Source organism: Mesorhizobium silamurunense, assembly GCF_014843905.1.
Lineage (GTDB): Bacteria > Pseudomonadota > Alphaproteobacteria > Rhizobiales > Rhizobiaceae > Mesorhizobium > Mesorhizobium silamurunense.
The window spans coordinates 1-13499 of record NZ_LPVS01000081.1; the positions used below are offsets into that span (position 1 = coordinate 1).

Here is a 13499-nt window from a genome sequence, read left to right on the forward strand (position 1 = left end):
CGGAGCCACGGCACCTCAGTAGAGGGCCGGCATCCGTAACCCTTCACAATCGCGGAAGTTCAAACAGTACGCGTGGCGTTCGCTCGACAGCCATGGCTCGTGCCACGCTTTTGTGCAGCCAGGCGATGCTCTGAAATGAGCGGTGGCAAATGATGATTGACTCGGAAAAACCGGAGCGCTGAACCGACCACATTGCCGTTGTGCGCATGACCGCTATGTATGAGAGGAAATGAGAACGAGCGGATTCTTCGCTGCAGCGCTGTTCTACTGGCTCTCGTCGAGCGGGTGCTGGGCTCTTGAAGATGTGCCGATCGAAACCCTGGCGGTCGAAGCCGAATTCCCGCTCCTGGCCAGTTACACCGACACCACGGAGTTTGGCTTCGGCTCATTTTGGGCGACCCACGGCGGCAATCTGCTTCGAGTCGACGCAGCTAACAATTCGATCACGGAAATCAGCCTCGATGGCGGGACGGCGAGACAGCGCGGCATTGCCGTGGGCGAAGGTGCCGTTTGGGTTCCAGACGTCGGCAAGGGCGTGATCTTCAAGGCTGATCCTGCGACTAACACCGTAGTCGCGGCATTCTCGGCGCAAATGCTCTCGTCACAGGGCACTATCGGTGTAGGCGAGGGTGCGGTCTGGGTTGTCACGGCGGAGAATCTGGAAAAGACGCTGACGCGACTAAATGCAGGAAATGGTGCCGTCGCAGCGAGAATATCGCTCCCGTCATCTTCGGCTGGTGTGACCGTAGCCTACGGCAGCGTCTGGGTGACGGGCACGGCTAATGGCGAACTCTACCAGATCGATCCTAAGACCAATGCGATCGTCTCGACGACGAAGCTCAACCAGTCTCCAAAAATGTTGACGTCCGGCGCCAATTCGATCTGGGTCGTCAATCTTGGCGACGGCACTGTCCAGCGGATCGATGCACACAATCCCAGGGTTCAGGCGACGATTGACACAGGAGCCGCCAGCAACACCGGCGAAATTGCCTTCGGGGGTGGTTATGTCTGGCTATCCATTCCTCGCAGCATCGCGGCATTGCAGATCGATCCGGCGACCAACGCCATCACACGCCGGTACAAGAGCAAGGCCTCGTACGGCCTTATCCGTTACGGATCAGGGTCGCTATGGGTGTGGACCAAAGCGATCCAGAGGCTGGCGCTAGCGAATTAGTCAATGGCACGAAGAAGACGGTCTCTGACAATGCGGTTCAGAAGCGGCGCCGACGCTCGCTTGTATCTATTCCGACGACGTTCTGCCGACCCATCGAAGCGCAGCGCCAGAACCGGACGATCCAAGTGCCCGGCCAGCGGTTCAGCGTTTGATGGGATCCCTGACCCGCTCTAAGTATTTGTTCTTACGCAAATTCCGGACGGACGGGAACGGGTCGAACTCTGTCGCTCCGAACGATTGAAGTGTTGACCTAGCCCGGCGCGCCAGCAACCGACCCCCTCACCACCAGATCGACCGGCCAGACCTCGCCGCGGGCGCCTTCTTCCAACCCCGATATTCGCGCCGCCAGGCGCTCGGCGATGCGCGCGCCGGCGAGCCGGATCGAGGAACGCGTCGTCGACAGCGGCACCGGGAAATTTTCCGGCCGCAGCCAGGGGAAGACGTCGTCATGGGCGACCAGCGACAGGTCGCTAGGAATGGTCAGGCCGAGGTCGCGTAGGGCGCGAACCACACCCAGCGCCATGATCAGACTGGAGCAGACGATCGCGGTCGGCGGCTCGCTCTCTTCCAGCAGGCGGCGGGCGGCGCGGTAGCCGTTCTCCTCGGTCATGGTCAACGAACAGATGTGGCGCTCGCCAGGCGTCAGGCCGCTCGCGGCAAGCGCCCGGCGCACGCCGCGCTCGCGGTGAATGGCGAAGGTCTCGCGGTCGTCGCCATTGATTAGCGCCAGCCGCTTGTGGCCGAGCTGGACGAGAAGCCTCGCCGCTTCGTGGAAGGCGCCTTCATTGTCGATGTCGAGATAGGGATAATCGAAATCGAAACCCTCGCTGCGGCCATGGACGATGAAAGGGATGCCCAGCGTGTTGACCAGCGCCAGCCGCCGGTCGGCGGGGCGCGGCGAGGAGATGTAGACGGCGTCGACCTGCCGGTTGGCGACGATGCGCCGATAGGTGGTCTCCTGGTCGTCGGCATCGGCCGGCGAGAGCACGAGGTCGAGCTCGTGCGAGCGGGCATAGTCGCCGAGTCCGGACAGGAACTCGACGAAATGCGGGTCGATGTCGACGGCATTGCCGGTCGGCAGCACATAGCCGATCATGCCCGACTTGCCGGTGGCGAGGCGCCGCGCGCTGGGGTTCGGCCGATAGCCATGGCGCTTGGCGGCATCCATCACGCGGCGCCGCGTCTCCTCGCTGACCTCCGGGTAGCCGTTCAGCGCCCGGCTCACCGTGGTTTGCGACAGCGACAGCATATGCGAGAGTTGCTTGAGGTTCATCGGAGGCCTCCAGCCTCAAAGCGCTTTCAATTTGAATCGATCCGACAATTGGGTCAGCCTTGACGACTTTAATGTTGGCGCGGCTGAGTTTGAAGCAAAACAGCTGCGGCAGCGCCAAAAAACTATGCTGCAGCGCACATTTCTGACGCCCATTGCCTGAATTTAAATCGATTAGTACCGCAACCCTCTTGACTTCTGGTAATTTCAATGGCGAGATCAAATCAGCCAAAGCGCTTTGGAAGACTCTCCGAAAGGTTGCGGTTGCCTTCTCGCTGAGTCACTGTTCCGCGGGCGTCGGCGGACGAGATGGAGGTTTCGTCCGAACTGTTTTGACCACTGGGAGGAATTGCGATGAAGAAAATGCTTCTCTTGGGCGCCGCATTCGCCGCGCTCGCTTTCAGCCTGCCGGCACAAGCCGAACTGAAATTCAAGCCGGGCGAGGACCCGCGCTTCCACTGGGCGAACTACGACGAGCTCAAGAAAGTCGACCTCAAGGGCGAGACGCTGACCATCTTCGGGCCGTGGCGCGGCGAGGACGAGGGCCTGGTGCGCACCGTGCTCGAATACTTCCAGGAAGCCACAGGCGCCGAGATCAAATACTCCTCGTCCGAGAACTACGAACAGCAGATCGTCATCGACACCCAGGCCGGCAGCCCGCCCAACATCGCCGTGCTGCCGCAGCCCGGCCTCATCCAGGACCTGGCCTCCAAGGGCCTGCTCACCCCGCTCGGCGACGACACCGCCAAATGGGTGAAGGACAATTACGGCGCCGGCCAGTCGTGGGTCGACCTCGGCACCTTCAAGGACAAGGACGGCAAGCCCGGCTTCTTCGCCTTCCCCTACAAGGCCGACGTGAAATCGCTGGTATGGTACTCGCCGGACAATTTCGAGGAAGCCGGCTACAAGGTGCCGAAGACGCAGGAAGAGCTCGCTGACCTCGAAAAGAAGATCATCGCCGATGGCGGCAAGCCCTGGTGCATCGGGCTGGGCTCCGGCGGCGCCACCGGCTGGCCGGCGACCGACTGGGTCGAGGACATCATGCTGCGCACCCAGACCCCCGACGTCTACGACAAGTGGGTGAAGAACGAGATCCCGTTCAACGACCCGGCGGTGGTCAACGCCATCGACATCTTCGGCAAGATCGCCACCGACGACAAGATGGTCGACGGCGGCGCCAAGGCGGTCGCGGCGACCGACTTCCGCGACAGCCCGAAGGGCCTCTTCTCGGTGCCGCCGAAGTGCTACATGCACAAGCAGGCATCCTTCATCCCGACCTTCTTTCCCGAGGGCAAGAAGCTCGGCCAGGACGCCGACTTCTTCTACTATCCGCCCTATGCCTCCAAACCCGATCTTGGCACGCCGGTGCTCGGCGCCGGCACGCTGGCCATGATCACCAAAGACTCCAAGGCCGCGCGCGCCTTCATCGAATTCCTGAAGATGCCGCTGGCGCATGAGATCTGGATGGCCCAGGGCGGTTTCGTGACGCCGTTCAAGGCGGTCAACAAGGAAGCCTATGCCAGCGAGGCGCTGAAGAAGCAGGGCGACATCCTGGCCAACGCCTCTACCTTCCGCTTCGACGGCTCGGACCTGATGCCCGGCAAGATCGGCGCGGGTTCCTTCTGGACCGGCATGATCGACCTGGTCGGCGGCAAGCCCGCGCAGGACGTCGCCGCCGATATCCAGAAGAGCTGGGATGCAATCAAGTAGGCCGCCTGTGGCGGCTCAAGTCAGACCTTCCTGATCCTCCTACTGGATCCGGGCTAAGGCCCGGATCCGACCGGCGGCGCAGCCGGAAGCTTTCGCGTTCGATTGTTCCGAATAACTGAAAGTCGGCGCATCCGATCGCCAGGCACGCCTGGCCGGTCATGCGCAGGGAGAGGGACCCATGGCGGCTCAGATTTTCTCGGCCATATTCGTCATCATCATCGGCGTCGGCGGCTGTGTCGCCTATTTCTGGGGCGCCAACAAACTGCTTGACGTCATCTTCCCCTCGCGTGGTGTCTCCGGCACGGCTGCCGTCGACAATCTGCGCCGGCAGGGGCTGGTGCGGCCATGGCTGTTCGTCGGCCCGGCGATGATCATCCTGACCATCTACCTGATCTATCCGGTGATCGAGACGCTGAGGCTGTCCTTCCTCGACCGCGGCGGCGTCAACTTTGTCGGCCTTGCCAACTACGAGTGGGCGTTCGGCGACCACGATTTCCGCAACTCGATCCTGAACAATATTCTCTGGCTGGCGGTGGTGCCGGCGGCCTGCACCTTCCTCGGGCTGATCATCGCCGTGCTCACCGACAAGATCTGGTGGGGCACGATCGCCAAGAGCCTGATCTTCCTGCCGCTGGCGATCTCCTTCGTCGGCGCCAGCGTGATCTGGAAGTTCATCTACGAGTATCGCGGCGAAGGCCAGGTCCAGATCGGCCTGCTCAACGCCATCATCCAGTATTTCGGCGGCCAGCCGCAGGTGTGGATCTCGCTGCCGTTCTGGAACAACTTCTTCCTGATGATCATCCTGATCTGGATCCAGACCGGCTTTGCCATGGTGATCCTGTCTTCGGCGCTGCGCGGCATTCCGGAAGAGACGCTGGAAGCCGCGGTCATCGACGGCGCCAACCCGTTCCAGATCTTCTGGAAGATCATGGTGCCGCAGATCTGGGGCACCATCGCGGTCGTCTGGACCACTATCACCATCCTGGTGCTGAAGGTGTTCGACATCGTGCTGACGATGACCAACGGCCAGTGGAACAGCCAGGTGCTCGCCAATCTGATGTTCGACTGGATGTTCCGCGGCGGCGGCGACTTCGGCCGCGGCGCGACGATTGCCATCATCATCATGATCGCGGTCATTCCCATCATGGTCTGGAACATCCGCCAGGCCAACAAAGAGACGGGAGGGCACTGAGATGACCGCCAAGACCGGAAAGTCCTTTGCCAGCCGTTTCGGCGTCCACATCGCGGTGCTCGTTTTCGTGGCGATCTGGACCATCCCCACGCTTGGCATCCTCGTCTCGTCGCTGCGCGACAAGGACCAGATCATCGCCTCGGGCTGGTGGAACTCCTTCGCCAGCTCCAGCCAGACAGAAGCCGGTCGGCTGCCGGCGGCTGCCGCGCAGACGCAGAAGGACGGCAAATACGTCATCGAGGGCAACATCTTCGGCGACGGGGCCAGGCGCGAGATCAGCGCCTTCGGCGTCAAGGCGGCGGCGCCGACGCAATACAAGGCCGGCACGGCGGCCGATCTCGGCGATGGCGTGACCCTGCAGATGAACGCCGACGGCAGCTTCGTGCTTGCCTCGCCGAAGGCTTTCGAGGGCGAGCGCGGCCAACGCGTCTACTACGCCTCCTCGGCGCCGCCGAAATTCACCACCGAGAACTACGATGCCGTGCTGTTCTCCGAAGGCATCGGCCGCTCGTTCATGAACTCGCTGACGGTCACCATCCCCTCGACGGTGATCCCGATCCTGATCGCGGCCTTCGCCGCCTATGCGCTTGCCTGGATGCGCTTTCCAGGTCGGGCGCTGCTGATCGCGGTGATCATCGGCCTGCTGGTGGTGCCGCTGCAGATGTCGCTGATCCCGCTGCTCAAGCTCTACAATGGCGTCGGCACCTTCTTCGGCGTGCCGTCGAAGACCTATCTCGGCATCTGGCTGGCGCATACAGGCTTCGGCCTGCCTTTCGCCATCTACCTGCTCAGGAGCTACATTGCCGGCCTGCCGCGCGAGATCATGGAGTCGGCCCGCATCGACGGCGCCAGCGACTTCGAGATCTTCGTCAAGATCGTGCTGCCGCTGTCCTTCCCGGTGCTTGCCTCCTTCGCCATCTTCCAATTCCTGTGGGTATGGAACGATCTCTTGGTGGCGATGGTTTTCCTGGGCACAGCACCTGACCAGATCGTGCTGACGGCCAAGCTCAACGCGCTGCTCGGCTCGCGCGGCGGCAATTGGGAGATCCTGACGACATCGGCCTTCGTGACCATCGTCGTGCCGCTGATCGTGTTCTTCTCGCTGCAACGCTATTTCGTGCGCGGGCTGCTTGCCGGCTCGGTGAAAGGAGGTTGAGACAATGCAATCGGCTTTGAAGGCGACTTCGAGACCAGACCCCGCCGTCGACCGCGACTGGTGGCGGGGCGCAGTGATCTACCAGATCTATCCGCGCTCCTATCAGGACTCGAACGGCGACGGCATCGGCGACCTGAAAGGCATTGTGCGGCGCCTGCCCTACATCGCCTCGCTCGGCGTCGACGCGATCTGGATCTCGCCTTTCTTCAAATCGCCGATGAAGGATTTCGGCTACGACGTGTCGGACTATTGCGACGTCGATCCGATGTTCGGCACGCTGGCCGATTTCGACGCGCTGGTGGCGGAAGCCCATCGGCTCGGCCTCAAGGTGATGATCGACGAGGTGCTGTCGCATACCGCCGACATCCATCCCTGGTTCAAGGAAAGCCGCTCCAGCCGAACCAACCCAAAAGCGGACTGGTATGTGTGGGCGGACGCCAGGCCCGACGGCACGCCGCCCAACAACTGGCTGTCGATCTTCGGCGGCTCGGCCTGGCAGTGGGATACCAGCCGCCAGCAATATTACATGCACAATTTCCTGGCCGAGCAGCCCGACCTCAACTTCCACAATAGCGAAGTCCAGGACGCGCTGCTCGATATCACCCGCTTCTGGCTGGAGCGCGGCGTCGATGGTTTTCGGCTCGACACCATCAACTTCTACTTCCACAGCCAGGGGCTGGAGGACAATCCGCCGCTGCCGCCGGAAGAGCGCAACGACCAGACGGCGCCGGCAGTCAATCCTTACAACTACCAGGACCATATCTTCGACAAGAGCCGGCCGGAGAATCTCGGCTTCCTCGAGCGCTTCCGCGCGCTCCTCGACGAATATCCGGCGCAGGCCGCCGTCGGCGAGGTCGGCGACTCGCAGCGCGGGCTCGAAGTGGTGGCCGCCTATACCGCCGACGGCAAGCGCGTCCACATGTGCTATTCCTTCGATTTCCTGGCGCCGGAGAAGATCAGCGCCGCCAAGGTGCGCTCGGTGCTGGAAGCCTTCAGCCGGGTCGCCAGCGACGGCTGGTCCTGCTGGGCCTTCTCCAATCATGATGTGATGCGCGTGGCCTCGCGCTGGGCCGCCAACGAGGCCGATCCGGCCGCCTATCTCAAGGTGATCTCGGCGCTGTTGATGTCGCTGCGCGGCTCGGTCTGCATCTATCAGGGCGAGGAGCTGGGCCTCGGCGAGGCCGAACTCAAGTTCGAGGACCTGCAGGACCCCTATGGCATCCGCTTCTGGCCGGAATTCAAGGGCCGCGACGGCTGCCGCACGCCGATGGTGTGGGAAGCGGCGGCCAACAATGGCGGCTTCTCGACCGCCAAGCCCTGGCTGCCAGTGCCGGGCAAGCATCTTTCGCAAGCGGTGAACGTGCAGCAGGGCGATGCGAGTTCGCTGCTCGAACACTACCGGCGCTTCCTCGCCTTCCGGCGTCAGCATCCGGCGCTGGGCAAGGGCGACATCGATTTCATCGAAAGCGGCGGCGACACCGTCGCCTTCACGCGACGCGAAGGCAACGAGCGCATCGCCTGCGTCTTCAACCTCGGCAGCAAGCCTGCCGAGGTCGATCTCGGCAAAGGCTCGCTGCAACCCTTGCCGGGACATGGCTTTTCGGGACAAGGTGGCACCGGGCCCATCCGCCTCGGCGGGTATGGCGCCTGGTTCGGGCGTATCGACTGAGTTTGCAACGGACAATCACTGGGAGGAGGAATTTATGGCCAATGTCACGCTGGACCAGGTGAAGAAATCATACGGCAACCTCAACATTCTCCACGGCATCGACCTCGACATCAAATCGGGCGAGTTCATCGTCTTTGTCGGGCCATCGGGCTGCGGCAAGTCGACTTTGCTGAGGTCGATCGCCGGCCTGGAGGAGATCACGTCCGGCGTGCTCAAGATCGACGGCGAGGTGGTGAACGACGTGCCGCCGTCGAAGCGGGGCATCGCGATGGTGTTCCAGTCCTATGCGCTCTATCCGCATATGACGGTCTACGACAACATGGCCTTCTCGATGAAGATCGGCAAAGAAAGCAAGGCCGAGATCGACAAGCGCGTGCGGCAGGCTGCCGAAATCCTGCAGCTCACCAAATATCTCGACCGGCTGCCCAAGGCGATGTCGGGCGGCCAGCGCCAACGCGTCGCCATCGGCCGAGCCATCGTGCGCAATCCGAAAGTGTTCCTGTTCGACGAGCCGCTGTCGAACCTCGACGCGGCTCTGCGCGTCGCCACCCGCATCGAGATCGCCAAGCTGAAGGAGCAGATGCCGAACACGACGATGATCTACGTCACCCACGATCAGGTCGAGGCGATGACGCTGGCGGACCGCATCGTGGTGCTGAAGGAAGGCGTTGTCGAGCAGGTCGGCACGCCGATGGAGCTCTACAAGCGGCCGGGCAACCTGTTCGTCGCCCAGTTCATCGGCTCGCCCGCCATGAACATTTTGCCGGCGAAGATCGAGAAGGCCGGCAACCCGACCGCGGTGAGCCATGTCGGCGACCGCAAGGCGACGGTGCCGATCGCAACGCCCGCCTCGGCGAACGGCGCGGCGGTGAGCTTCGGCGTGCGGCCGGAGGATCTCGCGATCGCGACCGGCGCGGATTATCTGTTCGAGGGCAAGGTGGATTATATCGAGCAGCTCGGCGAGGTTCAGCTCATCTATGTCGACATCGGTCGCGCCGACCTGCCACTGGTGGCCAAGCTACCCGGAAATGTCGAGGTCAAGCGCGGCGAGACCTTGCGGCTGAACGCCAGCGCCGGCGACCTGCACATCTTCGACGCGGACGGCCATTCCTTCACCCTGCATCGCGAGGCGGCGAAGGCCGCCTGACGCCGGCGTCCTTCTCGCCTCAGCAAATAAAAAGGGCGGCGAGCCAGGCTCGCCGCCCTTTTTTCACTACCTGCGGCGTTAGTGGCCGAACAGGTTGCGGTCGCTGCCCCGCGGAGCCGACTTCTGAACGTCATTCGATGAGTTCAGCAGCTTGTAGACCGGCGAGTCGGTGCCGACCGACGAGGTGCGGGTCGTATCGACGGCAGGGGCCGGCTGATTGACGCCGCTGTTGCCATAGTTGTCACTGCCTGCAAAAGCTGCGCCGGAGAGGGCCAGAACGGCCGCGGCGGCAAGAACGATCTTCTTCATTTCAATTACTCCTGAATTCTTAATCTGATGCATGTCGTTTCCCAAAACCGCTGCACACTTTTGGGCGACATGCATTGGGAGGCGGCGGCTGAAACCGCCGTCCGTCTCCTGTCGGCCACGCCCTCATCTCTGGATCATGGCCGGGCTCGGCTGTTAGTTATTGCCGAAGAGGTTGCGGTCGGCGCCCTGGGTGACGGGCTTCTGAGCGGCCGCTTCCGACTTCTGGGTCGAAGCCGTGTAGGACGTGTCGACCGCGGCAGCCGGCTGATTGGCGCCGGTGGAGCCGTAGTTTTCGCTACCAGCGAAGGCGCTGCCGGAAATGGCCAAAAGGGCGGCGGCAGTAAGAACAATCTTTTTCATTTTTGGTACTCCAGTATCTTTTTTTCCGTCCGTCTAGCGGCGTGTCTTGGGAATGAAATCGCGTCGTTCGGACAGCCCCGATGTGGGTAAGCCGGCTGCCGGATGCCAATCACGAAGTTGTTCCGGCTGGACCATGAATCCACATCTTGAAATTATAATAAGCATGCCTAGCAACTATTTTTTTCGTTGTTAACTCAATATGTTGTCTGATCGTCGCGCTTGGCTCACCAAGTGTATCGGAAGGCCAATGTTCACCCGTCCTGCACGCACCGTCAACAGAAACGAACCGTTCGGTTCGATTTTAGAATCTCCTAATAGTCACTTTTCTATACCGTTAACCATTTTGAGGCCGATCAGGACCCGATTCGGAGGCATTGCCGGCCGAGGCGCACCGCGGACCGACCCGCGTTGAATTCGGGTTGAACCGCTTTCGCGGAATTGCTTCAAACCCCGTAACGCTCGGTACGAATGAGCCCTGCCGGAACGCCCGCTTCGATCAGGGCTTCAGCGGCGGCCGAGACGAACGCGTTCGAGCCGCAGACGAAGGCGAGCCGGGGCGCCTTCGACAGCCGCTCCATCGCTTGCATCATCATCCGGGCATCGACGCGCCGGGAATAATCGGAGGGGCGGCGGGCCTGCTCGCGCGTCAGCGTCAGCACCAGATCGAAGCCGTCGCGGCGGTCGTCGAGGCCGATCAACTCATCGCGGAAGATGACCTCGTCCCAGACCCGTGCCGAAAACACCAGCGCGATCGGGGCGGCCGACTTTTGCAAGGTGCGGTGGCGCACCATCGCCATCAGCGGCACGACGCCGGAGCCGCCGCCAACCAGGAGGATCGGCCCGCCGTCGCTCGCCTCCCAGATGAAATGGCCGCCGAGCGGTCCGCGCAATTCGATCTCGTCGCCAACCTCCGCCACATCGTGGAAGAAAGGCGAAACCTCACCGTCGTCGAGCCGCTCGATCACGAGCTCAATGCCGGCGCCTGCCTCCGGCGCCGAGGCGATGGAATAGGAACGGCGCGCCTGATAGCCGTCCGGCGCCGTCAGCCTGACGTCGACATGCTGCCCGGCCAGATGGGTAAACGGGCGCGACGGCTGGAACCAGAAGCTGGTGACGCGCGGCGTACGCTTTTCGATGCGGGTGATCGTGGCCGCCTGCCAGGGCGACTGCAGCTGCGGTTCGGCGCTCATGGATCGCCCGAATAGCGCTGCTCGCGCCACGGGTCGCCATAGATGTGATAACCGCGCAGTTCCCAGAACCCCGGCTCGTCGCGCTCGGTGAACTGCAGACCGTTCACCCATTTGGCCGACTTCCAGAAATAGAGATGCGGCACCAGAAGCCGCGCCGGTCCGCCGTGGTCGGGGGAGATCGGCTTGCCCTCGTAAAGCAGGGCCACCATCGCCTTGCCGGTGACAAGGTCCTTGGTCGGCACATTGGTCGAATAGCCGTCGAAGGAATGCGCCAGCGTGAAGGCGCTCGGCGGCTCGATGCCAGCGTCCGCCAGGATGTCGTCGATCAGCACGCCCTGCCAGGGCGTGTTGAACTTGGTCCAAGCCGTCACGCAATGGATGTCGCGGGTCATCTTGCTCTGCGGCAGGGCGTTGAACTCGGCCCAGTTCCATTTCTTGATCGGCCGCGGTCCGTGCTTGAGCGTGAAGGACCAGTCCTCGGTGCGCACGCGCGGCGTAGGCCCTGCCGAGAGAACCGGAAAACCCTGTTCCAGATACTGTCCCGGCGGGATGCGTGCGTCTGTATCGGAAGGAGGACGCCGTCCGGAAAAGAAGCCGCGGGTGACCATCGAGACGCCTCCTGTGACCAGGCCACTTGCCGGTTTCGCGGCAGTGTTCTCGAAGATACCCTTGCGGGCAACCGAAATGTTGCGGGCAGAGCCTGCCGGAGGAGATGCCGGCAGGCTCCATGGAAGTTTTTCAGCCGGCAGCGAAAGGCACGGCGACAAATATCTGCGCGTCGCCGCGATCGACCAGCAAAAGCACCGATTTCCTGCCGGACTTGCCGGCCTCGGCGATCGCCTGGTTCGCCTGCCTTGCGCTCTTCACCGGCGTGCGGTCGACGGCGACGATGACATCGCCGGGCTCGATGCCGGAAGCGGAGGCCGCCTTGTCCGGGTTCACACGTTCGACCACGGCGCCGCGCTGGTTATCGGCCAGGTTGAGCTGCTCGCGGATGTCGGGTGTGAGGTCCGTCAAGCCAAGGCCGAGCGACGGCACGCGCAGGCCCTGTTCGGCCGATGGCTTGCCGCCTTCGTCATTCGACGCGGTCTTCTGGTCGTCGGTGTTGCGGCCGACATCGGCCGAAATTTGCATCGCCTTGCCGTTGCGCCAGACATTCAGCGTTTCCTTGTTGCCGGGCGAGACGTCGGCGACGGCGCGCGACAGGTCCTTGGGATCCTTGATCTCCTGGCCAGCGAAACCGGTGATGACATCGCCTGTCTCGATGCCCGCCTTGGCCGCCGGCGACCCATCGGTGACTTGGGCGACCAGCGCGCCGCCCGGATGATCGAGGCCGATGGCGCTCGCGACATCCTGCGTGACAGGCTGGATCTGCACGCCGAGATAGCCGTATTCGATATCGCCGCCCTTCATCAGCTTGGCGACGACCTTTTGGGCCTGGTTCGACGGGATGGCGAAGCCGACACCGACGCTGCCGCCATTGGGCGAAAAGATCGCGGTGTCGATACCGACGACATTGCCCTTCACATCGACCAGAGGCCCGCCGGAATTGCCGTGGTTGATCGGCGCGTCGATCTGGATGAAGTCGTCGAACGGCCCGCTGTGCAAATCACGGCCGCGCGCCGAGACGATGCCGGCGGTGACCGTGGTGCCGATGCCGAAGGGATTGCCGATCGCCAGCACCTGATCGCCGGTCATCAGCTTGTCGGAATCGCCCCATTTGACGGTGGGCAGCGGCTTGCTCGCCTTGACCTTGAGCACCGCCAGATCGTTCTTGGCGTCGTGGCCGACGAGCTTGGCGGGAAGTTCGGTGCCGTCGTCCAGCGTCACCTTGATCGAGGTCGCGCCGTCGACGACGTGATTGTTGGTAACGATGGTGCCATCCGCACCGACGATAAAGCCGGAGCCCAAAGCCTCCTGCCGCGGCGATTGCTGCTGCGGCGGCGTCTTGGGCATCGGCATGCCCTGGTCGCCGAAGAACTGCTGGAAATACTGGTCAAAGGGCGAATTGCCGTCGAAGGGTGAGCCATCGCCCATCGGGCCAGGCTGTGCCTTCATCACGGTCGTCACGGTCACGACAGCCGGCTTGGCGGTGGCGACAACAGGCGCGAACGAGCCGTTCGGGGCGGTAATGCCGGCGACCGGCGTTTGCGTCGTCGCGACGATGTTGCTCAGGCCGGCATTGCCGGTGTTTTGCGCAAAGGAAACCACGACGGGAGAGATGATCAGCGCAGCGCCCAACAGGGCCGCGACGCGATGTCTGCGAAGAATGCTTAATGGTGACATGGTCGTTTCTGTCCGGGCGAGAGTTGATCCGGCGCC

At 62.7% G+C, this 13499-nt stretch carries 12 protein-coding genes; 6 read left to right on the forward strand and 6 right to left on the reverse strand.

Annotated elements, in window-relative coordinates:
- Positions 1-229 precede the first annotated feature (229 nt).
- Entirely contained in the window at positions 230-1174 is a 945-nt protein-coding gene (locus AU465_RS23120) for a Vgb family protein (RefSeq protein WP_192253530.1), read from the forward strand.
- Positions 1175-1424: 250 nt separating this feature from the next.
- Here the strand turns inward: AU465_RS23120 and AU465_RS23125 are convergent, their stop codons facing one another.
- Entirely contained in the window at positions 1425-2447 is a 1023-nt protein-coding gene (locus tag AU465_RS23125) for a LacI family DNA-binding transcriptional regulator (protein ID WP_192253533.1), read from the reverse strand.
- A gap of 351 nt (positions 2448-2798) precedes the next feature.
- Between AU465_RS23125 and AU465_RS23130 the strand changes: the two genes are divergently transcribed.
- From AU465_RS23130 to AU465_RS23150, 5 genes are all read left to right on the forward strand, one after another.
- On the forward strand, positions 2799-4154 hold the full coding sequence (locus tag AU465_RS23130) for an ABC transporter substrate-binding protein (RefSeq protein WP_192253535.1): 1356 nt from the start codon (positions 2799-2801) through the stop codon (positions 4152-4154).
- A gap of 178 nt (positions 4155-4332) precedes the next feature.
- Positions 4333-5346 carry a carbohydrate ABC transporter permease gene (locus tag AU465_RS23135; RefSeq protein WP_192253537.1) on the forward strand — a complete coding sequence of 338 codons (1014 nt, stop codon included), beginning with the start codon at positions 4333-4335 and terminating at the stop codon, positions 5344-5346.
- Between the two features lies 1 nt (position 5347).
- Positions 5348-6502: a carbohydrate ABC transporter permease gene (locus tag AU465_RS23140; RefSeq protein WP_192253539.1), complete on the forward strand. Its 1155-nt coding sequence runs from the start codon at positions 5348-5350 to the stop codon at positions 6500-6502.
- 4 nt (positions 6503-6506) lie between these two features.
- Positions 6507-8171, forward strand: a complete 1665-nt coding sequence (gene bglA, locus AU465_RS23145; RefSeq protein WP_192253540.1) for a beta-galactosidase BglA — start codon at positions 6507-6509, stop codon at positions 8169-8171.
- A 34-nt stretch (positions 8172-8205) separates the two neighbouring features.
- On the forward strand, positions 8206-9318 hold the full coding sequence (locus AU465_RS23150; RefSeq protein WP_192253542.1) for an ABC transporter ATP-binding protein: 1113 nt from the start codon (positions 8206-8208) through the stop codon (positions 9316-9318).
- A gap of 78 nt (positions 9319-9396) precedes the next feature.
- Here the strand turns inward: AU465_RS23150 and AU465_RS23155 are convergent, their stop codons facing one another.
- The 5 genes from AU465_RS23155 to AU465_RS23175 all read right to left on the reverse strand — a co-directional run bounded on the left by AU465_RS23155 (position 9397) and on the right by AU465_RS23175 (position 13463).
- The gene (locus AU465_RS23155) at positions 9397-9627 is read right to left on the reverse strand and encodes a DUF680 domain-containing protein (protein WP_192253544.1); all 231 of its coding nucleotides are present in this window, start codon (positions 9625-9627) and stop codon (positions 9397-9399) included.
- Between the two features lie 153 nt (positions 9628-9780).
- Positions 9781-9987, reverse strand: coding sequence for a DUF680 domain-containing protein (locus tag AU465_RS23160; protein WP_192253546.1), 207 nt, complete (start codon positions 9985-9987; stop codon positions 9781-9783).
- Between the two features lie 443 nt (positions 9988-10430).
- Positions 10431-11177 (reverse strand): ferredoxin reductase, encoded by a 747-nt coding sequence (locus AU465_RS23165; RefSeq protein ID WP_192253548.1) that lies wholly within the window; start codon positions 11175-11177, stop codon positions 10431-10433.
- Positions 11174-11785 carry a molybdopterin-dependent oxidoreductase gene (locus AU465_RS23170; protein WP_192253550.1) on the reverse strand — a complete coding sequence of 204 codons (612 nt, stop codon included), beginning with the start codon at positions 11783-11785 and terminating at the stop codon, positions 11174-11176. Before AU465_RS23170 ends, AU465_RS23165 begins: the two co-directional genes overlap by 4 nt.
- Positions 11786-11915: 130 nt before the next feature.
- Positions 11916-13463, reverse strand: coding sequence for a DegQ family serine endoprotease (locus tag AU465_RS23175; RefSeq protein ID WP_192253552.1), 1548 nt, complete (start codon positions 13461-13463; stop codon positions 11916-11918).
- Positions 13464-13499: the final 36 nt, after the last annotated feature.

Coding starts and splice junctions, on each gene's coding strand:
- AU465_RS23120 (WP_192253530.1), top strand. CDS start 230: ATGAGAACGAGCGGATTCTTCGCTGCAGCGCTGTTCTACTGGCTCTCG.
- AU465_RS23125 (WP_192253533.1), bottom strand. CDS start 2,447: ATGAACCTCAAGCAACTCTCGCATATGCTGTCGCTGTCGCAAACCACG.
- AU465_RS23130 (WP_192253535.1), top strand. CDS start 2,799: ATGAAGAAAATGCTTCTCTTGGGCGCCGCATTCGCCGCGCTCGCTTTC.
- AU465_RS23135 (WP_192253537.1), top strand. CDS start 4,333: ATGGCGGCTCAGATTTTCTCGGCCATATTCGTCATCATCATCGGCGTC.
- AU465_RS23140 (WP_192253539.1), top strand. CDS start 5,348: ATGACCGCCAAGACCGGAAAGTCCTTTGCCAGCCGTTTCGGCGTCCAC.
- bglA (WP_192253540.1), top strand. CDS start 6,507: ATGCAATCGGCTTTGAAGGCGACTTCGAGACCAGACCCCGCCGTCGAC.
- AU465_RS23150 (WP_192253542.1), top strand. CDS start 8,206: ATGGCCAATGTCACGCTGGACCAGGTGAAGAAATCATACGGCAACCTC.
- AU465_RS23155 (WP_192253544.1), bottom strand. CDS start 9,627: ATGAAGAAGATCGTTCTTGCCGCCGCGGCCGTTCTGGCCCTCTCCGGC.
- AU465_RS23160 (WP_192253546.1), bottom strand. CDS start 9,987: ATGAAAAAGATTGTTCTTACTGCCGCCGCCCTTTTGGCCATTTCCGGC.
- AU465_RS23165 (WP_192253548.1), bottom strand. CDS start 11,177: ATGAGCGCCGAACCGCAGCTGCAGTCGCCCTGGCAGGCGGCCACGATC.
- AU465_RS23170 (WP_192253550.1), bottom strand. CDS start 11,785: ATGGTCACCCGCGGCTTCTTTTCCGGACGGCGTCCTCCTTCCGATACA.
- AU465_RS23175 (WP_192253552.1), bottom strand. CDS start 13,463: ATGTCACCATTAAGCATTCTTCGCAGACATCGCGTCGCGGCCCTGTTG.